Source organism: Robertmurraya mangrovi (assembly GCF_034427655.1).
In the GTDB taxonomy this organism is placed as follows: domain Bacteria; phylum Bacillota; class Bacilli; order Bacillales; family Cytobacillaceae; genus Robertmurraya_A; species Robertmurraya_A mangrovi.
In genome coordinates this window covers 45274-70955 of sequence record NZ_JAXOFX010000012.1, presented here as the reverse complement: position 1 = coordinate 70955, position 25682 = coordinate 45274, and the positions used below count along the sequence as shown (strand labels likewise).

General features: G+C 32.7%; 27 protein-coding genes. 26 read left to right on the top strand and 1 reads right to left on the bottom strand.

Annotated features, from left to right (window positions below; translation table 11 throughout):
• Window positions 1-57: 57 nt before the first annotated feature.
• From SM124_RS16480 to SM124_RS16355, 26 genes are all read left to right on the top strand, one after another.
• Window positions 58-186 carry a hypothetical protein gene (locus tag SM124_RS16480; RefSeq protein ID WP_322447615.1) on the top strand — a complete coding sequence of 43 codons (129 nt, stop codon included), beginning with the start codon at window positions 58-60 and terminating at the stop codon, window positions 184-186.
• Between the two features lie 54 nt (window positions 187-240).
• The gene (locus SM124_RS16475) at window positions 241-1437 is read left to right on the top strand and encodes a glycosyltransferase family 4 protein (protein ID WP_322447614.1); all 1197 of its coding nucleotides are present in this window, start codon (window positions 241-243) and stop codon (window positions 1435-1437) included.
• Between the two features lie 16 nt (window positions 1438-1453).
• Window positions 1454-2479 (top strand): polysaccharide biosynthesis protein, encoded by a 1026-nt coding sequence (locus tag SM124_RS16470; RefSeq protein ID WP_322447613.1) that lies wholly within the window; start codon window positions 1454-1456, stop codon window positions 2477-2479.
• Window positions 2480-2501: 22 nt separating this feature from the next.
• On the top strand, window positions 2502-3611 hold the full coding sequence (locus SM124_RS16465; protein ID WP_322447612.1) for a polysaccharide biosynthesis C-terminal domain-containing protein: 1110 nt from the start codon (window positions 2502-2504) through the stop codon (window positions 3609-3611).
• Window positions 3612-3614: 3 nt separating this feature from the next.
• Window positions 3615-4739 carry a non-hydrolyzing UDP-N-acetylglucosamine 2-epimerase gene (gene wecB, locus SM124_RS16460; protein ID WP_322447611.1) on the top strand — a complete coding sequence of 375 codons (1125 nt, stop codon included), beginning with the start codon at window positions 3615-3617 and terminating at the stop codon, window positions 4737-4739.
• 2 nt (window positions 4740-4741) lie between these two features.
• Complete coding sequence (locus SM124_RS16455; RefSeq protein ID WP_322447610.1) at window positions 4742-5959, top strand: glycosyltransferase; 1218 nt, start codon at window positions 4742-4744, stop codon at window positions 5957-5959.
• Between the two features lie 28 nt (window positions 5960-5987).
• Window positions 5988-7142, top strand: a complete 1155-nt coding sequence (locus tag SM124_RS16450; RefSeq protein ID WP_322447609.1) for a glycosyltransferase family 4 protein — start codon at window positions 5988-5990, stop codon at window positions 7140-7142.
• A 27-nt stretch (window positions 7143-7169) separates the two neighbouring features.
• The gene (locus SM124_RS16445) at window positions 7170-8600 is read left to right on the top strand and encodes an O-antigen polymerase (RefSeq protein WP_322447608.1); all 1431 of its coding nucleotides are present in this window, start codon (window positions 7170-7172) and stop codon (window positions 8598-8600) included.
• The gene (locus tag SM124_RS16440) at window positions 8575-9864 is read left to right on the top strand and encodes a glycosyltransferase family 4 protein (protein ID WP_322447607.1); all 1290 of its coding nucleotides are present in this window, start codon (window positions 8575-8577) and stop codon (window positions 9862-9864) included. Before SM124_RS16445 ends, SM124_RS16440 begins: the two co-directional genes overlap by 26 nt.
• A gap of 3 nt (window positions 9865-9867) precedes the next feature.
• A complete protein-coding gene (locus tag SM124_RS16435; protein ID WP_322447606.1) occupies window positions 9868-11382 on the top strand; it encodes a lipopolysaccharide biosynthesis protein in 1515 nt (504 codons plus the stop codon).
• Window positions 11383-11541: 159 nt separating this feature from the next.
• Complete coding sequence (locus SM124_RS16430) at window positions 11542-12684, top strand: GNAT family N-acetyltransferase (protein WP_322447605.1); 1143 nt, start codon at window positions 11542-11544, stop codon at window positions 12682-12684.
• A 133-nt stretch (window positions 12685-12817) separates the two neighbouring features.
• On the top strand, window positions 12818-13948 hold the full coding sequence (locus SM124_RS16425; RefSeq protein ID WP_322447604.1) for an acyltransferase family protein: 1131 nt from the start codon (window positions 12818-12820) through the stop codon (window positions 13946-13948).
• A gap of 89 nt (window positions 13949-14037) precedes the next feature.
• The gene (locus SM124_RS16420) at window positions 14038-15090 is read left to right on the top strand and encodes a 3-oxoacyl-ACP synthase III family protein (RefSeq protein WP_322447603.1); all 1053 of its coding nucleotides are present in this window, start codon (window positions 14038-14040) and stop codon (window positions 15088-15090) included.
• A 22-nt stretch (window positions 15091-15112) separates the two neighbouring features.
• A complete protein-coding gene (locus SM124_RS16415; RefSeq protein WP_322447602.1) occupies window positions 15113-15415 on the top strand; it encodes an acyl carrier protein in 303 nt (100 codons plus the stop codon).
• On the top strand, window positions 15412-16110 hold the full coding sequence (locus tag SM124_RS16410) for an SDR family NAD(P)-dependent oxidoreductase (RefSeq protein ID WP_322447601.1): 699 nt from the start codon (window positions 15412-15414) through the stop codon (window positions 16108-16110). The genes SM124_RS16415 and SM124_RS16410 overlap by 4 nt, the downstream gene beginning before the upstream one ends.
• A complete protein-coding gene (locus tag SM124_RS16405; RefSeq protein WP_322447600.1) occupies window positions 16110-17453 on the top strand; it encodes an ANL family adenylate-forming protein in 1344 nt (447 codons plus the stop codon). Before SM124_RS16410 ends, SM124_RS16405 begins: the two co-directional genes overlap by 1 nt.
• 2 nt (window positions 17454-17455) lie before the next feature.
• Window positions 17456-17698 carry an acyl carrier protein gene (locus tag SM124_RS16400; RefSeq protein ID WP_322447599.1) on the top strand — a complete coding sequence of 81 codons (243 nt, stop codon included), beginning with the start codon at window positions 17456-17458 and terminating at the stop codon, window positions 17696-17698.
• Between the two features lie 39 nt (window positions 17699-17737).
• Window positions 17738-18373, top strand: coding sequence for an acetyltransferase (locus SM124_RS16395; protein WP_322447598.1), 636 nt, complete (start codon window positions 17738-17740; stop codon window positions 18371-18373).
• Window positions 18374-18428: 55 nt separating this feature from the next.
• The gene (locus SM124_RS16390) at window positions 18429-18878 is read left to right on the top strand and encodes a VanZ family protein (protein WP_322447597.1); all 450 of its coding nucleotides are present in this window, start codon (window positions 18429-18431) and stop codon (window positions 18876-18878) included.
• Window positions 18879-19908: 1030 nt separating this feature from the next.
• On the top strand, window positions 19909-20241 hold the full coding sequence (locus tag SM124_RS16385) for a hypothetical protein (protein WP_322447596.1): 333 nt from the start codon (window positions 19909-19911) through the stop codon (window positions 20239-20241).
• Between the two features lie 329 nt (window positions 20242-20570).
• A complete protein-coding gene (locus tag SM124_RS16380; RefSeq protein ID WP_322447595.1) occupies window positions 20571-20849 on the top strand; it encodes a type II toxin-antitoxin system Phd/YefM family antitoxin in 279 nt (92 codons plus the stop codon).
• Window positions 20827-21156, top strand: a complete 330-nt coding sequence (locus tag SM124_RS16375; RefSeq protein ID WP_322447594.1) for a type II toxin-antitoxin system RelE/ParE family toxin — start codon at window positions 20827-20829, stop codon at window positions 21154-21156. Before SM124_RS16380 ends, SM124_RS16375 begins: the two co-directional genes overlap by 23 nt.
• A 747-nt stretch (window positions 21157-21903) precedes the next feature.
• Window positions 21904-22347: a HEAT repeat domain-containing protein gene (locus SM124_RS16370; RefSeq protein ID WP_322447674.1), complete on the top strand. Its 444-nt coding sequence runs from the start codon at window positions 21904-21906 to the stop codon at window positions 22345-22347.
• A 283-nt stretch (window positions 22348-22630) separates the two neighbouring features.
• Window positions 22631-22924: a hypothetical protein gene (locus SM124_RS16365; RefSeq protein ID WP_322447593.1), complete on the top strand. Its 294-nt coding sequence runs from the start codon at window positions 22631-22633 to the stop codon at window positions 22922-22924.
• A 233-nt stretch (window positions 22925-23157) separates the two neighbouring features.
• The gene (locus SM124_RS16360) at window positions 23158-23397 is read left to right on the top strand and encodes a DUF6429 family protein (RefSeq protein WP_322447592.1); all 240 of its coding nucleotides are present in this window, start codon (window positions 23158-23160) and stop codon (window positions 23395-23397) included.
• A 56-nt stretch (window positions 23398-23453) separates the two neighbouring features.
• Complete coding sequence (locus SM124_RS16355) at window positions 23454-25118, top strand: SWIM zinc finger family protein (protein ID WP_322447591.1); 1665 nt, start codon at window positions 23454-23456, stop codon at window positions 25116-25118.
• Window positions 25119-25283: 165 nt separating this feature from the next.
• On the opposite strand, the gene SM124_RS16350 is transcribed toward SM124_RS16355, so the two are convergent.
• Window positions 25284-25457: a Fe3+ hydroxamate ABC transporter substrate-binding protein gene (locus tag SM124_RS16350; protein ID WP_322447590.1), complete on the bottom strand. Its 174-nt coding sequence runs from the start codon at window positions 25455-25457 to the stop codon at window positions 25284-25286.
• Window positions 25458-25682: the final 225 nt, after the last annotated feature.

Below are 25682 nucleotides of genomic sequence, written 5' to 3'. Positions count from 1 at the left end.
TTCCATATCCTACCTTATACGGATGTTGGTCCTCGGAGCCATATGGAGTTTGATAGCATGGACAGTATCATCAACCATCAACTAACTCACTTTATTGTAACTAATGCACATGATACAACCTCAAGGGATTTTATCTTTCAAGAGACATACGAAATGATTACGGAGATGATTGGACCCCATGATTAAGAAATAGATATGGGGTTATTTTAAGTGTAAATGTGAATATAGTGGGTGATTATTTTGAATATATTATTCCTAACTTTAGCAAATATGGAAAATATAAGTGAAAGAGGAATTTATACAGACTTAGTAAGAGAACTTGCAAGAAGAGGTACCAATGTATATGTTATTTTTCCAAGGGAACGTAGAAGAGGTTTATTTACCGAGTTAAAAGCTTCTGAAAATATTAAACTTTTAAAAGTAAGGACTGGAAACATCACACAAACAAACTTCATTGAAAAGGGAATCTCAACACTTACAATAGAAAATCAGTTTCTTAATGCTATTAAAAAGTACTTCCCGGATGTTAGGTTTGATTTAGTGATGTATTCAACCCCACCAATTACTTTTGAGAGAATTGTTAGCTATTTTAAAAAAAATCACCAAAGTAAAACCTACTTAATTCTTAAAGACATCTTTCCTCAAAATGCTGTGGATATTGGAATACTCAAAGACAGAAGCTTTATTTGGAAATACTTTAGAAATAAAGAGAAAAAATTATATAAAGTCTCAGATATGATTGGTTGTATGTCAAAAAGAAATGTAGAGTACGTGTTAGATAATAATACATTTATACCAAGTAATAGGGTTGAGATCTTTCCGAATTCAATCGAGATTTATGAAGTAAAGCCAAAACAAAGTAAGGACTTTCTAGCAAGATACCACATCCCTAAAGATTCAACTTTATTTGTATATGGCGGTAATCTAGGAAAACCTCAAGGGATCACTTTCTTATTGGATGTAATTGACCATTTTTATAAAGTGAAAAATGGGTATCTACTAATTGTTGGTTCTGGAACAGAATACGAAACCATAAAGAATCACATAGAATTCTCTAGTCCAAAGAATGTCAGTTTATTTAAATTTTTACCCAAGAATGAATATGATCTTTTACTGGAAATGGCCGATGTTGGTCTTATTTTTTTAGATAAGAGATTTACGATTCCTAATTTTCCTTCAAGACTAACAGCATACATGGAATTTTCCCTTCCGATACTTGCTGCAACAGATAAATATACCGACCTAAGAGATATCTTATTAGAGTCTGACAGTGGTTTATGGTCAGAGAGTGGTGATTTAGAACATTTTATCGAAAATGCTACTAAACTATCTACTAACAAAGTACTTAGGGAGCAAATGGGGGCTAAAGGAAGAAAGTTCCTAGAAGAGAACTACGATATAAGAAAAACGGTTAGTATCATTACCAAGCATTTGTGAACGGAGATGTGAGGATATGTTCAGTGATAAAACACTCTTAATAACCGGTGGAACGGGTTCCTTTGGTAATGCTGTTATGAAGAGATTTCTTGATACAGATGTAAGGGAAATTCGAATTTTCTCTCGAGATGAAAAAAAACAAGATGATATGAGAAACATATATAAAAATGACAAATTAAAATTCTATATAGGTGATGTAAGAGATTTAGCGAGCATAAAAAATGCTATGCATAATGTGGACTACATTTTTCATGCTGCAGCTTTAAAACAGGTGCCATCCTGTGAGTTTTTCCCCTTGGAGGCGGTAAGAACAAATATTTTAGGTACTGAAAATGTTCTAACGGCAGCAATTGAATATAACGTAAAGAAGGTAATTTGTCTTTCTACTGATAAGGCTGCTTATCCAATCAATGCGATGGGGATTTCAAAAGCAATGATGGAAAAAGTATTTGTAGCGAAATCCAAAACGGTTTCTCCAGAAAAGACTCTAATCTGTGGAACTAGATATGGAAATGTAATGGCATCCCGTGGATCCGTTATACCCTTGTTTGTCGAACAAATTAAAAATGGTCTGCCTATAACTATTACAAATCCAGAAATGACAAGATTCCTTATGAGCCTTGAAGAGGCAGTGGAGCTTGTCGTTTTTGCATTTCAGAATGCTGAGACTGGCGATATTATGGTTCAAAAGGCTCCGTCCTGCTTAATTGGTGACTTAGCACAGGCTCTAAAAGAGATATTTAAGGCTAAAAATGTAATTAAAGTAATTGGAACTCGCCATGGTGAAAAGTTATATGAAACACTTCTGACAAAGGAAGAATTTTTTGTTTCAGAAGATTTAGGGGATTTTTATAAAATTCCTGCAGATAAGAGAGATTTGAACTATGAAAAGTACTTTGCACTAGGAAATAGAAAATTATCAATAGAGAAGGAATATAACTCTCACAATACTGAGTTATTAAATATTGAGCAAATTAAAGAGAAACTACTAAATTTAGAATTTATACAAAGGGAATTGGAGAACGCTATGGTGTCTCATTAGGATTATGAAGGGCGTGATTCAAGTGAAAATTTTAGTTACAGGTGCAAATGGGTTTGTAGGGAAGAATTTGATTGCTGAATTAATTAATAGAGGGTATAAAAATATATTTAAGGTTACGAAAGAAACAGAATCATTCTTAATGGAGAGTTATATTGCAGAATGTGATTTTATTTTTCATCTCGCTGGAGTGAATCGACCGAAAAATGAAAATGAGTTCATGGAAGTTAATCGTGATTATACATTGGAACTACTAGAATTATTAAAAAAACATAATAATAAATCGCCTATTCTTTTAACATCTTCTATTCAAGCTGAAAAAGATAATCTATACGGTAAAAGCAAAAAAGCAGGAGAGGATTTGTTGTTTTCATATAGTAAAGATACAGGTGCAAAAGTCCTGGTATACCGACTCCCAAATTTATTTGGAAAATGGTGTAGACCAAACTATAACAGTGTAGTTGCGACTTTTTCTCACAATATTGCTAGAGGCATAGATATTCAAATCCATAATTCAAATGTGGAGCTTACCTTAGCCTATATAGATGATGTCATAAATGAATTCTTGAGAGCAATAGAAGGAGGAGAGTCAAGAAAAGGGGAGTTTTGCTATGTTCCGGTCACACATAGAGTTAGATTAGGTGAGATAGCAGAGAAACTTTATCATTTTAAAGATAATAGAGAATCATTAGTAATGCCATCATTAGAAGATGAATTTGATCGAGGTTTATATAGTACTTTCTTATCGTATTTAGAGGAAGATAATTTTTCATATAAATTAAAGAAGAATGTTGATAATCGCGGTTGGCTTGCAGAATTCATTAAATCTAAAAGTATGGGTCAAATTTTTATTTCAAAGACGAAACCCGGTATTACAAGGGGAAATCACTGGCATCACACTAAGGTAGAAAAATTCCTAGTTATACAGGGAGATGCAGTTATTAGGTTTCGAAACGTTCATTCAGATAAGATCATTGAATATAAAGTAAGTGGCGAAGTTCCAGAAGTTGTAGACATACCCGTAGGATATACCCACTCCATTCAAAATACAGGAACTGAAGATATGATTACTTTATTTTGGGCCTGTGAAATCTTTAATCCTGAAAAACCGGATACTTACTTCGTGGAGGTATAGGTAGTGAAGAAATTGAAGGTTATGACAATTGTTGGAACAAGACCTGAAATTATTAGACTATCAGAAGTAATAAAAGCATGCGATAGATATTTTAATCATGTTTTAGTTCATACTGGGCAAAATTGGGACTATACGTTAAATGATATTTTTTTTGAAGAATTAGGATTAAAGCAACCCGATTATTTCCTAGGGGTTGTTGGTGAGGATCTTGGTGAAACAATGGGTAACATTATATCTGCATCATACAAGGTCTTAAAGCAAGTCCAACCGGATGCTCTCCTCATTTTAGGGGATACAAACAGTTGTTTAAGTGCAATTGCAGCCAAACGTCTTAAAATACCAATTTTTCATATGGAAGCAGGAAATCGTTGTTTTGATCAAAATGTTCCTGAAGAGATTAATAGAAAGATTGTTGATCATGTATCAGATATCAATCTTGCATATACGGAGCATAGCAGACGTTACTTATTATTGGAGGGAATTCGAAAAGAGCATATTTTTGTTACGGGGTCACCAATGACAGAAGTGTTAAACAAAAACATGGAAAAAATTATGAACAGTACTGTACTTAAAGAACTCAGTCTTAAAAAAGGAAAGTACATTCTTGTTTCAGCACATCGGGAAGAAAATATCGATCATGAAGAGAGCTTCCTATCCCTTATGGATGCAATCAATCAAATAGCTGAGATTTATCAAATTCCTATTATTTATTCCACTCATCCACGTAGTTGGAGAAGAATAGATGAGAGGGGTTTTACATTTCATTCATTAGTCCAACAGCTAAAACCTTTTGGTTTTTTTGACTACAATCAACTACAGTTAAATGCTTTTGCTGTGCTTTCAGACAGTGGAACACTTTCAGAGGAATCCGCTATTCTCGGTTTTCCAGGAATACTGATAAGAACATCAACGGAGCGACCAGAAGTATTGGATAAAGGAACCGTAGTTATTGGTGGAATTACAGAAAAAAACATTGTTCAGGCAGTGGAATTAAGCAGAACTATGTTTGACAAAGAGCAGACGTATCTTGCTAATGACTATGCGGATGACAATATATCGGTGAAAGTTGTTAAAATTATTCAAAGCTATACAGAGATTGTTAATAAGGTTGTATGGGGGAAACAATAGCTATGCGTGTACTTCAAATCAATTCTGTTTGTGGAATTGGAAGCACAGGCAGAATTGCCACTGATCTAGATAGATTCTTAAAAGAAAGTGGTCATGACAGTTTTATAGCCTATGGAAGGAATATGGCAAAGAACTGTGATTCGGCGATAAGAATTGGGAGTAAACTTGATAACTACATTCATGTTGCTGAGACAAGAATTTTTGATAGACATGGACTCGGATCTATTAATGCTACAAAAAAATTCATTAGGACAATGGAAAAATTAAATCCAGATATCATTCATTTGCATAATATCCATGGATACTATTTAAATATTAAATATTTACTTAACTATTTAAAGTCTTCCGAGAAACCTGTAGTTTGGACTCTTCATGACTGTTGGGCATTTACTGGGCATTGTGCATATTTTGATTTTGTAGACTGTAGTAAATGGAAAACGGGCTGCTCTAGTTGTCCTCAGAAGGAAAGTTATCCTAGCAGCTTCCTATTCGATAACTCAAGTGAGAATTATAGGGTGAAAAGAGAATTAACTAGTGAGTTGGATAATCTTAGTATCGTTACTCCTTCAAGGTGGCTAGCTAGACTAGTCAAGCAATCCTTTTTAAGAAAACATCCTATAAAAGTAATAAATAATGGAATAGATCTACAAATCTTTAAACCTACGCATAGTGATTTTAGAAAAACTCACAATTTGGAAAATAAGTTTATTATTTTGGGAGTCGCAAATATTTGGGATAGGAGAAAAGGTTTCAATTTTTTTCTGGAATTATCAAAGAAGATTAGTGAGAATGACATCATGGTTCTTGTAGGTTTAAATGAGGAACAAATTAAGAACTTACCGAAAAACATTATAGGATTTAAGAAAACAGAAAGTATTTATGAATTAACAAATTTATATTCAGTAGCAGACGTTTTTGTAAACCCAACTTTAGAAGACAATTTTCCAACCACAAATTTAGAGGCTTTAGCATGTGGGACCCCGGTAATCACATTTAATACAGGTGGTAGCATAGAAAGTATTGACGATACATGTGGAATGGTAGTCGAAAAAGGGGATATGAAAAGGCTTGTAGGAGCCATTGAACAGATAAAAGAAAGAGAACCGAATAATTTAAGAGAACAATGTCTAAACAGAAGTAAGCTATTTAATAAAAATTTGCGATTTCAAGAGTATCTGGAGTTATATAAAAGTATTATTATATCTACCTCAATGGTATAGATAATATCATATAGAAGGACTGAAGCTCGTGAAAATAGCTCTAGTTACCAATATTTTAACACCTTATCGTATTTTTTTTTATGAGAAATTGTATAACTATCTTCTAAGTGAAAATATCGAATTTAAAGTATTTGTAATGGCAGAAACAGAATCAAATAGGAATTGGTATTATCATCAATATAAAAAATCATTTACGGTATTAATGGATCAAATTAACTTAGGAAAAAAAGATCTATTTATAAACAGGTTTATTAAAAAAACATTGCAATCTTTTTCCCCTGATTTAGTTATTGCTGCAGGTAGTTATAATATGCCAACCGTTTTAAGATTGTTGACCTTAAAAAAAACTTTAAATTTTAAACTACTATTTTGGTCAGAATCTAATTTAGTTAAAAGAGAAAATTTAAAGGGGATAAAGAAAACAATTAGGGAAATGGTTAGATTTGTAACGTATAAAAATTTTGATGGATTTTGGTACTCTGGTGAACTTTCTAAAGATTTTATTGAGAAATATACAACAAAAGGTAAGGAGATGTATTTTTTGCCTAACTTGGTTGATAACAGCCTTTATGAAAGTGTCGATCAAATAAAAATGAAAAGCTTTGATGAAATCATTACATTTTATCATTTAGATATTAGTAAAAGGTTGTTTATTTGTCCAGCTAGATTGTCAGAACAAAAAGGCATAATAGAGTTTTTATCATTATTTATTAATTGTAGAAATGCCGAAAATGCATCAATCTTGATTGCTGGCGATGGAGAATTAAATGAAAAAATTGAAGAAATAATTAAACAAAATAAACATTTAGATATTAGACTTTTGGGATTTAAATCACAAGATGAGATGTTGAAACTATACTCGATTGCGGACTTCTTTTTGTTACCCTCAGTTGATGATCCCAATCCCTTAACGTGTATTGAAGCATTATGGTGTGGGTTACCTTTATTAATATCAGACCAAGTCGGGAATTACCCTGAAGTATTAGTTCCGGGCAAAAACGGATATTTATTTAGTTATAAAGATCCTGAAAATACAATTAGACAAATTGAAAAAGCAATTGACAGTAATCTGGATTGGATTAATTCGGCAAAAGATACTTCAAGAATGGTTGCAAAAAACTTGTATGACCCGGAGAGAGCTATAGCAAAATGTGTTAAAGAAATGATTAACAGCTTTAATTAACCTGAGTTTTAAAAGGGGAGTCTTTGAGTGGAGCAAAGTAAAATAGTCGGAACAATAATCTTTTCACTAGTCTACTTAATTATTGGAATTAGCATCATAATATTTACTCCACATCATCTAACAGATAGTGAGTATGCTAATTATCTTACCTTAACGATGTGTTACTTTATTGTTGCGGGATTATTCTTACTATCTTATATTGCAACCAATATGAACCTTTTTGAACCGATTATCTTTGTGACATTTCTCTATTTAATGATTTTCTCAATCATTCCAATAATAAATATAATTAAAGGTGACACTTTATTTTTTGGAAAAGATATTATGGGTGGGGCAAAGAAGGCTACTTGGATTTTTGTAACTTCATATATAGCATTTTTAGTCGGCTATTACTTTAAGAAAAATACTCCAAAAATGAAAGAGAACATTGATAAGAAGAGTATTGGTAGAATATCTTACGATGAAAGTAAAATTACACTTATTTCATTAATATTTTGGATTATTTTCTTTTTACTTTCCTTAATTGATTTGATAATCAGTGGAAAAAATATACTATACATTCTCACAATAGGTACACTTGGAGATATCGATTCAAGTAGAAAAATAGATGCTCCTACAGGCTTTGTTTCAATGTTTGGATATTCAATGATTCCTATATGGATGTACATTTTCGCGTATAGTAAAAATTCGTTTTTAAAAAAGGTCTTGTACGTTTTGACTTTAATTGTTTTTATTGTAATAGGATTTCGATTTGTTATTGTGATTTTAATAATGGCTCCTATTATTTATTACTATATAAAGAATAAAAAGACTCCTAATATTATATTACTTATTTTCCTTGGAGTAATTATGATGTTCATGATTGGGTTAATAGGATTTATGCGTGGAGATGTTAGGTATGGTAATGAAACACAATGGGATTCTTTTAATTTCGATTTCGTAATGGATGCTGTTATTGGAAACTTTAATTTATACCAGCCTTTTTACGGGATGGTGGAGGTCATTCCAGATCAATTAGGGTACTCTTTTGGAGCACAAATATTTGTTTACACGATAATTATGTTTATACCAAGAGCAATTTGGCCAAATAAACCTTATTCTAATCTGGATGAGGTGCTGGCAAAATCAGTGACTCCTTATGCATCAGATGCAGGTATTGCTTTTCCTAATATCGGAGAGTTTTATTTGGAGTTTGGAATAGTAGGTTGTATTGTATTCATGTTTTTCTTTGGCAAGCTGTGTGGCTGGGCTAAAATATTATATCAAGGAAAAAACACCTCAGTTCATTCATTGATTGCCTATTCAATATTTCTCCCATCCTTAATGCAGTTAATTATTAGAGGATATACACCATCAAATTTCTATTTGATGGTTTTTTTATTGCTGCCAATAATAATTATTGAAAGTTTAACAAAAAAAGGAGGTGATTACCGTGAGCATTCAAGAAAATCAAATTAAAGTACTATTAGCTCATCCTGGTAGACAACATTCCTTCCAATTAGCAACGGCTCTAAAAAAAGGTGATTTATTGTTCAAATACATTACAACTGTTTATGACAAAGATTCTTCTATTCTAATGAAACTAACTAAAAAGTTCTTAAGTAAAGAAAATTTAAAAAGAGCCAATAGTAGAAAATGCGCTTCACTCTCAGATCATGATGTATTGCAATTCTGTGAGATAGAAGGATTAATAACATTATTATTATCTAGAATTGATAAAACAGGGAAGATTTATAATTGGTGGAATGAGTTTACTTTTAATCGTTTTGGGAAGAAGGTCGCACAATATGCAATAAAGCAAAATGTCGATGTTGTTATTATGTACGATTCTAACTCTTCAAACGCTTTTAAAATTTTAAAACAAAAAGCCCCACATATTAAACGAGTAATGGACGTTTCAACCCCAGCGAGAAACTTTCAGAAAGAGATATTTGATAAGGATCAGAAGAGGTGTGGTAGATTTTCAGATACATTACCCAATTTTGGTGGCCATAAACTCATTAATAAATATATAGATGAGATTAAGGATGCAGATATTTTCCTTAGCCCTTCCTCATTTGTAAATAAATCTCTATTCTATAATGGTGTTCGAATAAATCAGGTTATCAATTTACAATATGGTGTTGATATTAAGAAATTCAACTTCAAGAAAAAACTAACAGACAGAGAAGATCCTTTAACTTTTATTTATGCAGGTCAAGTATCTCAACATAAAGGCATTTTCTATATATTAGAAGCATTTAAAAGATTGAATAATAAAAGATTGAAACTTCTAGTTGTAGGCAATATTCACGGAGATAAAGAGCTTTATACACCTTATGAGCAATACTGTGAGTTTGTGGGATTAGTCACACATGACAAAATGGTAGAACTGTTCAATAAATCTCATGTGCTCACTCAACCATCACTCGCAGATGGTTTTGGATTAGTTGTATTAGAAGCTATGAGTTGTGGGTTGCCTGTTATTGTTAGCGAGAGTACTGGAGCTAGTGATATTGTTGTTAATGGAAAGAATGGTTTCGTTGTTGAAAGCGCAAGCATTGAGGCTATTCAAGATAGGGTTATTTGGTTTTTAAACAATTATGACTATATTACTGAAATGAGTAAAAATGCAAGACAAACTGCAGAACTCTACTCATGGGAAAGATATTATGATAAAGCGGTTGAGGGAATAATTGAAGCTTCTAAAGATAAGCTTCGTTCTGGTGTAGGAGGTGATTAAGTTGTGCGGACAAAGAGAGCAATAAGAATCGTTCTGTCTAGTACCCTCCTTCAGTTAATAATTGTATTCTCGGGTCTACTTCTACCTAGATTTTTTTTAGAAGCATATGGGTCTGAGGTAAATGGATTAGTAGCTTCAATAAAGCAATTTCTTGGTTATTTTAGTATAGCAGGTGCAGGTATAGCAGTAGCTTCTAATGCAGCTTTATACAAACCTTTAGCAGAGCAAGATATTAATCAAACAAATGGTATTTTGGCAGCAACTAAGGCTTATTTTTACCAAACAGGGTTTATTTTTAGCCTTTTGTTATTGCTTTTCATTGCCTCTTTTCCTTTTATCATTCAAACCAATCTTTCTTCATCCTTTATCATGTTAGCCATTTTTATAATCGGATTAGGAGCAATTGTGGAACAAGTCTTGGTAAATAAATTCACAGTGTTATTAGTGGCAGATCAAAGAAACTATATTATTTCTAGGACAACAACTGTTGGAGTTATTATAAATACTGTTGTATCTATTTTGTTTATAAAACTTAATTTTTCTGTGCTTACAATCCTCTTGGTAACAACCCTAACTTTTTATTTGCGGCTATTATTAATGAAGCGTTATATAAGAAAGAACTATCCGAAGGTTGACTTTAATGTAAAGCCATCTATGGATGCTATCAAAGGAAGATGGGATGCCTTCGGTTACCAAATTTCTGGAATTATTACAGTGTATAGCCCAGTAGTAATCATATCAATTTTCTGTGGTCTAAAAGAGGCTAGTGTCTATTCAATTTATAATATGGTATTTGGCTCACTAACTATGATTGTGTCAATATTCTCTGCAGGGCTTTCAGCTTCATTTGGAAACATAATTGCTTCAGATGAGAAAAAAGTATTAATCAAAAGCTTTAATACGTATGAACATTTATATTTTATGGTTACATTTTTTTGTTATTTGTGTGCATTAATATTAATTATCCCTTTTGTTTCTTTATATACAAAAGGTATTAATGATATTAACTATATTTTACCAACCTTAGGTGTTCTATTTGTTTGCTGTGGACTTACATACAGCTTGAGAATACCATATGTGATACTTGTTGAAGCTGCTGGGAAATACAAAGAGAATAAAATGTTGAACATCTATGAGGCGATTTTAAATATTGTATTATCTTTAATACTGGTTAGATATTATGGAATATTGGCTGTTTTAATTGCAGGCTTTATTACGGGAATGATTAGGACTATTTTATTTATAGTTTTTACGCATAAAAACATTTTAAATCGTTCCCATCATAAAGTAATAATTAGATTGCTTGTGAATATGGTGGCCGTTTTAATTATTACATTTATTCCTTTTACTACAGCCATTGACTCATGGTTCAGTTGGTTAGAGTTAGCTATCAAAGTGGTTCTTATAACATTTTTAGTTATTGTTTCACTAAATGTAGTTTCCGATCTTCGGGCTTCATATGATTTACTTAGAAGATTAAAATTGCATACTAAGGTTAAAAGTGTTTTAAGAGCTTAGTATTATGGGTAATCACTTCAGTTAGTTCATTTACTGGCTATTCACATTGTCACATGGATGATAGAAAAAAGTGTTTGAGACTTGATGAACCAGGTATATTTCTGAAATAGATTAACATGAAATAAGCTGATGTATCTATGGTGAAGAGGTTATGTTCTTTTGAACCATAGTTTTGAACCAACGAATTTATTTGAAGGATGTGTTACTAGTTTGTATCAAGTTATTTCAATTAATGAAAAGGAAAAGTGGAATAGGACGATTGAACTTTTTCGAGTAAAGGATGTTTATTACTTTCAACAATACTGTGAATTGTCATATTTAAATGGAGAAGGTGAGCCCTATTTGTTTTTATATAAAAACAATGACGGGATGATCTGTTATCCATTTATAAAAAGAGTGATAAAACTTCCTTTTATCAATACTAATCTTTCTAAAAAAGAATTGTATGATATCATGACTCCTTACGGTTATGGGGGGCCTATTACTCAGGATACAAATGACATTGAAATTAAGGAATTTAGAAAGGAGTTTGATCATTACTGTAAGAATGAAAACATAATTAGTGAATTTATAAGGTTTCATCCCCTTTTAGAAAATCATAGATATTTTAATAATTTATTAGAAATAAATTATGATAGGGATACAGTATATATAAATTTAGAATTAAGTGAAGAGGAAATTCTGGGCAATTATCATAAAAATCATATACGTAATATTAAGAAGGCTGTAAGAAACAATTTGCATTTTAAAGTGTTTGAAAAAGAGGAAGCAGTACATCAAGTTAATCATTTTTATCATTTATACAAAAAAACTATGGATAGACTTAAGGCTTCCCCCTATTATTATTTCTCAGAGATTTATATAAAAGAACTTTTGACTGGACTAAATAGTAACTCTCTAATAGCTGCCACTTATACGGGGGATAAGATGGTTGCTGCAGCTCTATGCATGTATGAGAATGGCAAATTACATTACCATTTAGGCTGTTCTAATGAAACATATCTAAATTTAGGTTCAAATATTTTCTTATTCCATAATTTAGCGCTTTGGGGAAAATCTAATGGATGTGATACATTTTATCTAGGTGGGGGGTATGAAAAGGAAGATTCATTATTCAATTTTAAATATAGATTTAATCAAGAAGGCTTACGTAAATATTATGTAGGGAAAAAGATTCATAATCTCTCTATATACCAATTACTTGTTGCAAACTGGGAAAAGTATTACTCAACAAAAGTTACAGGTGACTTTTTTCCGTCTTATCGTGATAAGCCTCAGTATTCCTTATTCCTAGAAAGATAAGTGTTAGCATTTTATTGAATTCTAATAATAAATAATAACAAAAATTAAAAATATTAATCTAATATGTACTGAATTAAACTACCTGCGTTCCAACAGTTCAAAATCTATCTATATCAGATAGGGGGAATATGTAATGATTAGACGGTATAAAGAACTTGATTCCCTAAGAGGAATTGCAGCATTCAGTGTATTTGTATTCCATATTCTAATGGTTTTTCCAGATTCATGGAGAGAAAAAATAACGTGGAATGTCTTAAACCTCTCTCCACTTCACTTCTTTTTTACAGGAAAGCAACATGTAATCCTATTTTTTGTTCTAAGTGGCTATGTTCTTTCACTAGTCTTTTTCTCCAGAAATAAGATTTCTTATTTCCCATTTATATTAAAAAGAGTAATTCGGTTGTTTATTCCGTATGTTGTAGCAATCACTGTTGCTATATTCTTATGTTCTATGTTGTCAAAAGGAGGAATTGCAACTTTAGGTAACCTTTTAAATACTTCTTGGGTAGAGCCTCTAAATAAAAAAATAATCCTCGAACATTACCTGTTTATTGGTAACTATAACATTTATGCAATAAATGTTGTAATCTGGACCCTAATCCATGAAATGAGAATATCTTTCATTATTCCAATACTAGTCTTACTTTCTATTCGGTATGGCTGGAAAATAAACTTGGCCATTGGAGCAATGTTAGGAATGTTGGGTGGAGGGGTGCACTTCTTTTTACAGGATCCTTATCAACCAATTTATAAGACGTTATTTTATATCTTAATGTTTATGGTAGGTATTTTACTTAGTAAAAATAGCATAATATTAACAAGTAAATACAATGCTTTATCACAAAAGAACAAATTTGTTCTATTTCTCGTCGGGACAATATTATTTATATATGCTGACTTTATTAAGCTACCTTTACTAACAGATTGGGTTACTACACTAGGAGTTGCAATCCTACTAATTATTTCTATTTCATCAACATTAGTATCAAAGGTTTTGTTATGGTCACCGTTACAATTTATGGGTAAAATTTCCTACAGTTTATACTTATACCACTTTCCAATCTTACTCAGCCTTTTTTACATTCTTCATGGAGCAGTACCAATATTAATTATTGCAATCCTATCCATTATTTTAACCATAGGTATATCAACATTAGCTTGGACCGTTGTTGAAAATCCTTCTATAAAACTAGGGAATTATCTTTCCAAAAAGTTGATAAATATACAATCTCAAACCATAGTGGATAAACAGAAACTCAGCTAGTGGAAGGGTTTTTTATTGTTTTGTTGTTCTTTAATAAGAACGATGTGGTTTTTGAACAATAAATGATCAATGATGAAAGTGGTGATTAGGTGAAGGCGAGGTTTACGAATGTATCAATAAAGGGAATTTCATCTGCTATACCAAAGGGTCAATTAGAACTAGGTTCACTTGAAGCTATATATGGAGAAGGAGAAGTTAAAAAAATTATAGCAAGTACAGGAATAGAAAGTGTACGCGTATCTAGCGATAATCAATGCACCTCTGACCTTTGTAAAACAGCTGCAAAAGCATTATTTGCAAGGCTCGAGATTGATCCATTATCTGTAGATGGTATTATCTTTATATCCCAAACACCTGACTATAAAATGCCAGCAACGAGTGTTCTGCTTCAACATCAATTAGGCCTTCCGACAACAGCTGTAGCATTTGATATCAATTATGGATGTTCTGGTTATGTGTATGGGTTATATCAAGCCTTTATGCTCATTCAATCGGGAGGATGCAATAGAGTACTAGTTTGTGTGGGGGATACCTCGACTAAGTTTGTCCATCCAGGAGATCGCTCTGTGAGAATGGTATTTGGAGATGGAGGAAGTGCAACTCTTATTGAAAGAGGTGAGGAAACTTCCTATTTTATATTGAGAACAGATGGCTCCGGAGCTGAACACCTAATCATTCCTGCCGGCGGAGCGAGGAAACCTATAAGCGAGAAAACATCAATTCCTTTTGAAACGGAAAACGGAAACATCCGAAGTGAAGAGAATATTTACATGAACGGAATGGAAATTATGTCATTTGCCTTGAGGGAAATACCACCGATGATAAATGAGTTATTAGATGAAGTACGGTGGAGTAAGGAAGATGTCGGTATTTACGCTCTGCATCAGGCAAATAAGTTTATGTTGGATTATTTGAGAAAGAAAATGAAGCTTAATAAAGACGCTGTTCCTGTTGCCGTCTCCTCTGTAGGTAATACTGGACCCGCTTCCATTCCATTGATGCTTTCTCAGTTGAATCAAGTTTTACCAAAAGAAAGGTTAGAAAAAGTAATCTGTTGTGGTTTTGGCGTTGGTCTCTCTTGGGCTTCATGTACGGTTAATCTGTCTTCTACCACTATATTAGATCCTATAGAGTGTGAATAAATAATGAAATGAGGTTAATTAAATGCGGGAGATTATAAAAGACCTGGTTTTTAGAGTAATAGAGGAGTATAGGTCAACTTATGAAAAGGATATACCAACTCATCAAGGTGAGGATACACCGTTATTTGGAAAAGAGGGAGTCTTAGATTCCTTAGGTTTAGTTTCATTCATTGTTATGATAGAGCAAGCAATAGAAGATGAATTAAATGTGTCCCTTATTTTAGCAGATGAAAGGGCTATGTCTCAAAAGACGAGTCCATTTTTAAGAATTGGTTTGCTGATAGATTATATTAATAAATTGATTCAAGAGGAGATACAGGTTTGAAACAGCCCATAACCTTGATAACCGGAACACGAAAAGGGATAGGGAAACATTTAGTTAATCACTATGTACAAAAGGGACATAAAGTAATTGGATGTAGTAGAAGCCTAATAAACTGGGAACTTAATGATTATATCCATTTTCAAGTTGATGTTACTGATGAAAGATCAGTTAAAGCCATGTTTTCTTCAATTAAAAAAGAACACGGTAGAATAGACCATTTAATTAATAATGCTGGTATTGCATCAATGAATCATTTTATGTTGACCCCAATTTCTACTGCAAATAATGTTTTGCAAACAAACGTAATTGGAACATTTTTACTTTGTAGAGAGGCTGCTAAGTTGATGCAAAAACAAAAATACGGAAGAATTGTAAATTTCGGAACAGTAGCGACTCCTTTGAAACTAGAAGGGGAGGCGATTTATGCAGCATCAAAAGCTGCTGTCATTTCCCTAACCGAAGTGATTGCTCGTGAATTGGCGCCATTTGAAATTACGGTAAACTCCATTGGTCCCACACCAGTTGAAACAGATTTAATCCGGTCTGTTCCAAAAGAAAAACTAGAAGAGTTGATTAATAGGCAAGCCATTAAGAGGTACGGTACTTTCGAAGATATTTCAAATGCAATTGACTTCTTTCTACAGAAAAGTAGTTCGTTTATTACAGGGCAAACACTATTTTTAGGAGGAGTATAATGTATATAGATTTTATTCTTAATCAGTTTAAAGAAAATGAGAATCTTGATGGACTAATATGGAGAAATAAAAGATATTCCTATAAAAGTATGTTAGAGAATTATGATAGTTGGAAACGGAGAATTATCAATGAGGGAATTCCTCGAGGCAGTGTGGTTGCCCTAGATGCAGATTTCTCTCCTACCTCGGTTGCACTTTTATTAGCTTTAATTGAATCTAATTGTATTATTGCACTCTTAAGTAAAGCAGTTAGAGATATGAAGGATGAGTTTTGTGAAATTGCTGAGGCAGAGTATGTAATTTCCTTAAATAAGAACGATGAAGTATCTTTTATTCAATCAGGGAAAATAGCACAACATGAATTATTAACTAGTCTCAGAGAGCTCAATCATCCAGGAGTAATTTTATTTTCTTCTGGCTCTACCGGGAAAAGTAAGGCAGCGGTTCATGACTTTGTCCCTTTATTGAATAAATTTAAAGTAAAGAGACATGCAAAGAGAACAATGGCGTTCTTATTATTTGATCATATCGGTGGTCTCAACACTATGTTTTATACTTTTTCTAATGGTGGATGTTTAGTAACCGTTGATGAAAGATCCCCTGAGAATGTTTGTTTAGCAATAGAAGACTATCATGTACAAATCCTACCAACTTCCCCAACCTTTATAAACCTTCTTATTCTAAGTGAAGCATATAAAAATAGAAACTTAGAATCATTAGAATTAGTCACTTACGGTACTGAGGTCATGCCAGAAACCACTTTAAAAAAATTTCACACCCTTTTCCCAAAGGTTCGATTACTACAAACTTATGGACTATCTGAAGTTGGTATACTACGTTCCAAATCGAAATCTTCTGATTCACTCTGGGTCAAAGTAGGAGGAGAAGAATATCAAACAAGAGTGATAGATGGAATGCTTGAAATTAAAGCAAAGTCTGCTATGTTGGGTTATTTAAATGCTCCCTCACCACTCACTGAAGATGGCTGGTTTATGACAAATGACGCAGTCTTAGTTGATGGAGAATATATGAAAATATTAGGTAGAAAATCAGAAATCATTAATGTTGGCGGCGAAAAGGTGTATCCTGCTGAGGTTGAAAGTGTGGTTCAACTGATGGAAGGAGTGGAGGAAGTAGCCGTAAGTAGTGAAACAAATCCTATAACTGGGCAGATGATTAAGGCGTCAGTTAAGTTATCAACGAATGAAAGCTTAAGTGAGTTTAGAAAGCGACTCTATCTTTTCTGTAGAGATAAGCTACCTAGTTATAAGATACCGCAAAAGCTAGTAATTGTAACTAATTGGTTGCATAATGATCGATTTAAAAAAATGAGAAAGGGTTGATTATGATGAATGAAAATTTCTTAAAAGAACTAGCTGATTTGTTAGAATTAGAGGTTACAGAACTTAAGGAAGACTATGAGTTGGCTGAAAATGAAAATTGGGATTCACTTGCTTTAGTTTCTGTTGTTGTTATGATTGATGAACATTTTCAAATTAGTTTAAAAAATGATGTTATAAAAAACTGTATGTATATTAGGGACCTATATTCAATCATTGAAAATAAACTTAATGAAACGAAAGTGTAATAAGAAATATACCAACATATGAAAGCTTAGGTGTGTAACGTGAAAAAAAGAGTGATAATTGTAGGTGCAGGAGGATTAGCTAGAATGATTTTCAGTTGGCTCCCAGCTTTTCTAGAGGGAGAAGAATGGGACTGGGAGTTTGCTGGTTTTTTAGATGACAATCTAAAAAATTTTGAGAATGGCTCATATGATAAACCAATCTTATCAACTATAAAAGATTACATGCCACAGGAATTAGATGTTCTCATTATGGGGATTGCCAACCCAACAACAAAACTTTCAATTAGCAAAGAATTAGAGCAACGAGGTGCTAGTTTTATGACTTTAATCCATCCAAAAGCTATGATTGGACGGAATGTGAACATCGGTCGTGGTTGTGTGGTATCCCCAGGCGCAGTATTAACATGTGATATTGAAATGAGTCATTTTGTATTTGTTAATTTGTATACAACAATTGGTCATGACGCAAAAATTGGAGAGGGCTGTACCTTGAATGCTCATTCGGATGTGACAGGTTATACGGAACTTGGTAAAGGAGTATTCTTAGGAAGTCATTCTGTCGTAACGCCAGGAATGAAAGTTAGGGACTTTGCAAAAATTGGGGCAGGAAGTGTAGTAGTAAGAGAAGTAAAGTCTGAAACAACTGTTTTTGGGATACCAGCAAAAAGATTATAGTGAAACTAACTATCAACGAAATAAATATGAATATAAGGGCAGGTACTGTACAAATATGGTGTTAAGAATCTTAATTTATTTATTACCAGTAAGCTACATGGCGATAATATGGTTACAATCACATTATTTTAATCCCGGTCAAATTGCACAAATAATCATTATTGAACTTCCACAGATCGTATTTGTACTAATAGGCATAACATTTGAACTTCTCCATTTGGTCGAATTCGGACTCCTATATTTTCTTTTTATTATGGTTTTCCTCACATTTGGAAGATTGAATTCTAAGAAAGAAATAGTTGCATTAGTTATTACTCTCGTATATTCGTTTGTAGATGAGACCCATCAATACTTTGTTCCGCATCGTTCCTTTTCTATAGTGGATATGATAAAAAATGTTATAGGAATTATCGTGGTTTGGTACCTAGTAAGAAGGAGTTATTATGCTAGTAAATACAATAAATTAGGTTTAATGCTTAACGGATTTACGAATGTGTTCAAATAAAATTATTTATAAATATTATAACCTCTGTTGTAAATGAACTATACCCCGGATAGAAGGTACCGATAAAAGTGAACATATCTGGGGTTTTTGGTGCATTAGTTTTAATAACTGTGGGTGAAGGATTTTTTTTAATAATATAGGTTAAAGTAAGAAATCAATGAACTAGAGAAGAATCTCGATGGATTAAGGCGTAGGTATAGGCGAGGGAAATCCACCTCTTAAATTTTTATTGCACATGTATATTATTTAGAGATGATTGGAAAGGAACAGTCTAAACGTTGGTCAAGCACTAGAGAATAGCTTGCGGAGTAATGCTTTCTTACCGAACGTCGTGATAAGGGAATATAGGTCGCCTTTCTTAAAAAGTCTTTCTGTGGAAAAATTAGGAAAGGTGAGGTGACTAAATAAATTCCTTGCGGTAGAGATGAGTTCCTAAAAGCTAGAAGAACTAGAAAGTCATGAGGAGAGAAAGAAACAATCTTTATACTTGCAGAATTGCAGAAAGTATAAAGTGGTTTCTGCTAGGACGAACGTAGGAGATATCATAAGGGTAAACCATTTTTATCGTAATGATAGCTATTGACAAGTTAAGCAAAACATGAAATTATTTCTATATACACATCCTCACATTTCCGCTTGATCTCACACGCATTTATGCCCCTTACTTGATATATTTAAAAAATAATAACAATAATAACAATAATAACAACTACATTTCCTCTAGCTTTTAACCTTATTAACACTTCTTAAAAGAGTTATGCGAAAATAAAAGTAAACTCATTTCCTCGGGCTTTCACTCACTTTTACATATCTACATCTTACACTTGAAATTTTATAAAACAACTAATAACCTTTAGAAAATTCCTTCTAATATTAGCTTCCTCAACACCTTCTATTTCTACCTGTTTTCCGGATAATGATTATGTATTAAAAATGTCCCTGAAAGGAGTGGTAAACAAGGAGAATATAATTTTTGAGCTTTTTATATTATTTTAAGGATTGATAAAACCAAATTGAAGGAGGACTATAAATGGGTCACGATATTACAGGATACAATAAAGCAGGAGAAGAAATTGCTTATGCACGATTTAGTAAGGGGAATGATAATGCTACAATCCTTTACAGCTTACTTGATGCCAATGAATTTGATGGAGGAGTTAGTGGAACGGGTAATGTTTCTGTATTCCAAATAAACCAAATTGAAGAGGCATTAAATACTTATAAACGAATTTATAGGAACGTTGATTATTCCTTAGCACATACTAATGGAGAAATATGGGATCAAAAACAAATCCTAAATTTTTTAGAAAACTGTTTGGTAACAGCACAAATAGATGGAAACGTAAGAGTGTTTTTTTGCTAAGGTTATACCCTCCGGAAATTATTCCACTGCTCCTAAATTGCTTTGGAGTTACAACTACTATATTGACTTCTTTCTAAAAAAACACCTCCTAAACTTAAGATTACATTGCTCTTCTAAATATATACCCTGTTTTAGTTACTATCCTTAATCACTAATACGTCCATCGGTTTTAGAGACCAAACAGTCTATTATTAATTAAACATTAAATGTAAATTTGAGTTAAACAAAATAAAGATTATCGTCATCGTAAAAGTAACATATGTGGAATAATCGGATAGAATAATGTTAGAATATAGTTAGAATAATGTTATTAGGGAGGGTTCGTTCCTATGAATATCAAACCTTCAACGACCATTCGCCAAGACTATAACGGTTTTTCAAAATATTGTCATGAATTAGATGAACCAGTAGTGCTCACTCGGAATGGAGAAGCTGATTTGGTTGTCATGAGTCATGAAACATTCAGAAGAATGGAAGCGCGAAATAAGTTACAGTCCAAGCTTTTGGTTTCAGAAAAGCAGGTTTCGGAAGGGATGAAACTTACAAATCATGAGGATGTAATTGGAACCATCAGGAGAAAAATAAATGCAGCAAAAGAAACAAATTAAATATACCCCCGCTGCAATTGATGATATGGATGAGATTTTTTCCTATATTTCATACGATAATGTAGATGCCGCCGGAAGGCTCCTCGAAAATCTTGACCATCATATTGGAAACCTTGCTAGTTTTCCTAACTTAGGCACTATGCTTTCTGAAGAAAAATACACTCTAGTCGATAGGGGCTATCGTTTTATTGTCGTACATCCATATTTGGTCTTTTATAAAATTATGGATGAATCAATAATTATTCATAGAATACTACATGGGCGTAGGGATTTTCTTCGTGATTTATTTGATGATTTTACAAAATAAAAAACAAAGAGAATCAAATTAGGAATATTAATATTCCTTTTGAAATTACATGAGGTATCCACGACACTCTATACAGGGTGTCTTTTTTGTTTCCAACAGTGTATTTAGGGGGGGGACAGATGGATGAAATACAATAGGTGAAGGAGCTGTTAATGTCACCAAGAAGTTTCCATTATATAGTCAAAATTAGAAAATACCGGTTAAGCCATTTTAAAATACAAAGTGGGATGTATACTTTTTTTAGAGGATTTAAGTAAGCGAGGAGCAACAAAGTATTAGAAAAGAATCTTATCTTTATTAAAAAATCAACCAAACGTATTCGAAGTGTTTTATAATGGCAAAATGAGACTAAGGTTTAGAGATAGTTTCTTACTTGAAAGGAATGGACGAGACTTGAGAAAAAAAGAAACAAGAACAAATACGCGTAATAATGAAAAAAGATCGGATTTTAGAGGAAAAGATGGTAAAACCGATGGTAAGAAAAAAGAGATAAGAACAGATAGTAGGAAGAGTGAAACTAGAACAGATTTTAGCAAAAAAGACACTAGAACAGATGGTAGGAAAAGTGAAACTAAAACTGATTTTAGAAAAATAGACACTAGAACAGATGGTAGAAAAAGTGAAAATAATGTAGATACGAGGAAAAAGGGAACAAGAATTGATAGTCGAAAAAGTGATACGAAATTAGATTCGCGAAAAAAGACAACTAGACCAGAGTTGAAAAATAATAAAGAAAAGATAAATGAAATTAGAGTAACTCCGAAAAAACCAAATTTACCGGAGAACTTTGATGAATTGAAAAAATCACTAAATAGGGCATCTAATTGGAGAGAACGCTTGGATGCGATTGATAAGTTAGGGACTTGGAAAAGTAAAGAGGCGATTGAATTATTAAAGTCCCGTCTGAGAGTCGACACCGTTTATCAAGTGCAGGAAGCTGCGTACGATCAGCTAGTTGCATGGGGTGAAGAGGCTATATTGCCTGAGAAAAAGACGGGGGAGCTCATTAAGGATACAAACAAGATTTTACTTAGGATAAAGAAAAGCTTACCTGAAGATCATACATTTGAAGATTTCAAAGAAAAAGTAAAAAAGACGAGAACAGATTTATATGATACTTATGAAGGCAATAAAGGAAAGAATTTTAGTAAATGGCTTAAAGAAACTTGGACAAGTCTAGTTATTAAATAGTGTTTTTTATATATCTAAGTTCAATTAATGCAGAAGATCAATAGCTAAAAGAAGGTTGTCAACTACTGTAAGTAGTGACAGCCTTTTTTTAGGGTTGGATTTTCATTGCTCATAACATAATGATGTGCCTGTCCTTGCTTGAATAAGTAGATAAGTATTCGGCGATAACAGGGAGTAGTGGCTTTTACTTTAAGTTTTATTGTTTCATGATACTATACAAAATCGACCAATAATATAAAAATACCCAACCATGAGTTACATAACAGCAAAAAGGAGATTTATAATGGCTAACAATAAGAATGCCGAAGCATGGGCAGAGGCGAAAAAACGGTGCCGGTTAAATGCTGCCGATATTCAAAAGGCGAAAGAGCTTGGGATGTCACCAAAGAGTTTAATTAAGAACATCCCTTCTCCTAAACAGCAATGGAAAGCACCTGTTAAAGTTTGGATTAATGAATTATATGAGGATAAGTTTGGTGACCGAACGGTGAAGACTCCAAAAAAGATAGAGAAGCCAAAACAGCAAGAAAAACCTGTGATTTCCGATATAATTGATGATGAGTATTTACCGTTTTAATATGATATTGTACTAGAAGTTGTATATTAGTATAGGTAGCATCAGTTTTAGGATTTGTTGAATGGGATATAATGAATAGTAGATTAAGCTATTTTTGATTAATAAGAATGATGTAAAATTAATAGTGTTTAAGTGGACCCCTATAGAATGAGGGGTCTTATTAATGGTCAAATGGTTAAAAACAATATAAATGAAATAAACAATTAGAGCTATCTAGAAAGGGTGTTCATAAAATGGATGATAAAATCAAGGAGCTTACTCTGCTATTGCTATACTTAACATCATGGAAAGAAAAGTCCTTAGATGGAGAGATGAGAAGAAGCTGGAAGGGATATCCTTTTGAAACCTTAGATGAACTGACGGATGAGGATTTGATTAGGGGGAGTATTAAATCAAAGTCAGTCTATTTAACTGATGAAGGGGTTAAAGAGGCTGAATTGCTATTAAAAAAATATTTGAGTGTGGAAAGTTAATGATATTTTTTAGATAATGAATTCAAATGGGTTTTAAAACAGGAGTGGGTTTGGCTTTGAACATAAATAATTTTAAAAACTATATAGACAAAACAATCTTTGACAGGGGATACAGCTATTACCTTGAAGGAAATGTTGTGGATGCTTTTGAAAAAGGCGAAAACGAATATATTTTTTATATTGAAGGTACGGACGACTACGAAGTGTTAGTTGAGATTGAGGATGGTGGAGACATTTTACATTCTGAGTGTGATTGTCCCTATGATTTTGGACCGGTTTGTAAACATGAAGTGGCTGCCTTTTTTCAGTTATCTAGTATGTTAAATGCTGTAACTACTGAGACAGAAAGCAAACCTTCAAAGCGAACAACGATTCAAGAGGTATTAACTAATCTATCGAAAGAAGAATTAATTAATATTATTATAAATATCACCAATAAGGATGCAACGTTAGAAAATAGTCTGATTGTTAGGTACTCAAACGGTGACCATTCGAATGAGATTGAAGCATGTAAAAAGTTAATTCATTCCATTGTGAGGAAGTATTTGGGCAGAGAAGGTTTCATCAAATATCGAGATACAGGCGATTTTGTAGGTGAGCTTGAGGATGTACTAGATAAGGCGAGAAAGACAAATCATGTACTAGTGGCATTGGATATTGCCTTGCTTTTACTAGAAGAAGCGGTTGGCGCATTTCAATATGCGGACGATTCTGACGGAGATATTGGATATCTTGTCTCGGAAACACTAGAATTCATAGGGGAAATAGTCACATGCGAAATGGAGCAAGACCAGCATAGAATCGAAATTTTTGAAAGAGTATTAGCTCAGACTAATAAAAAAATTTTTGACGGCTGGTTAGATTTTAAGGTTGATTTACTAGAGATTTGTTTTGAATTTGCGGATGATGTCATTCTTAGAGAACAGTTAACACATAAAATAGAGACTATGCTGGATGAACATTCTAACGACAGCTATACGCACTATAGTAATGAAAGATTGCTTCAGCTATTGTTTCAACTAATCAATCAATATGGTACAGAAGAAGAGGCGGAACAATTTATAAACAAGCATCTACAGTTTTCATCCTTTAGAGAGCTATTGCTGAATAAATTCATTCAGGAGGAAAACTACCATAAAGTGATTGAAGTGGCGAAGAAAGGTGAAGTGCAAGATAAGCAATATTTAGGTCTAGTCTCTAAGTGGAAAAAATATCGCTATGACGCCTATAAGTTTCTCTTATTAATAGAAGAACAAAGGAACTTGGCCAAAGAACTTTTGCTTAAGGGTGACTTCAATTATTACCAAGAGCTAAAAGAATTAGCTTCAGAAAATCAAAGTGAATTCTATGCAAACTTAAAGAAAGAACTGAAAACGGGAGAAGGACGGGCAACCACTGATATATTTCTTAAAATAATTGAGCATGAAAATGACTTAGAAGAATTATTAGAATTTGTTAAAAACAATCCTAGATTGGTTGAAGTATACGCTGAGAAATTAGTGAAATTATATGAAGATGAAGTTATCAATATTTATAAAAGATTTATAGAAACAGTAGCAAGCCATGCATCCAATCGAAGAGATTATCAAGGAGTATGTCAAAAGATCAAGAAATTTAAAAAGATTGCGGGTAAAACGAAGCAAGTGGACTTGGTAAAGGAATTAATGGGTTTGTATGTTAAGAGACCAGCTTTTATGGATGAGTTGGGGAAGGTAAAATAATAGTAGGAAATAAAAAGAATGGCCCTAATGTAGTAGATTCACGCTTCAATATAGAGCCATTCTTTTTTATCTAGGCTTTTTAAACTAATGTTGATTTATCATATCAATAAGGGCGACCCTCTTACCATCGTGAAAGTTCCCATAGTTTTTTTACAATAAATAAATTCAGTTCGATTTTTTATTGTAGCAATTTTCACAAATAAAACTACCTTCATTTCGCAAAAATGCTGTTATTTCAGTCATTCCTTTATACATGGGATAGCGCATTTTTACAAATACAACATCATTAGCTTTGATTTCTTTATTGCACTTAGAGCATGTAGGTTTTTCTCCGAACACGTATAAACCTCCTTTAATTTTTGTTCTGTATTTAATTACGAATAACCCTACCAAAAGTTTCTTAATAGTATTGAATCGTCATCCTATTACCAACCTACTAACCATCTCATTAATTTTTAATAAAGTAACATTGATCTAATTTAAAAACAACTTCAAGCAAACCATATTTTGATAATATAATAATATCTAAGTAATAAGGGAAGTGAAAAATTCAAACCTCTTACC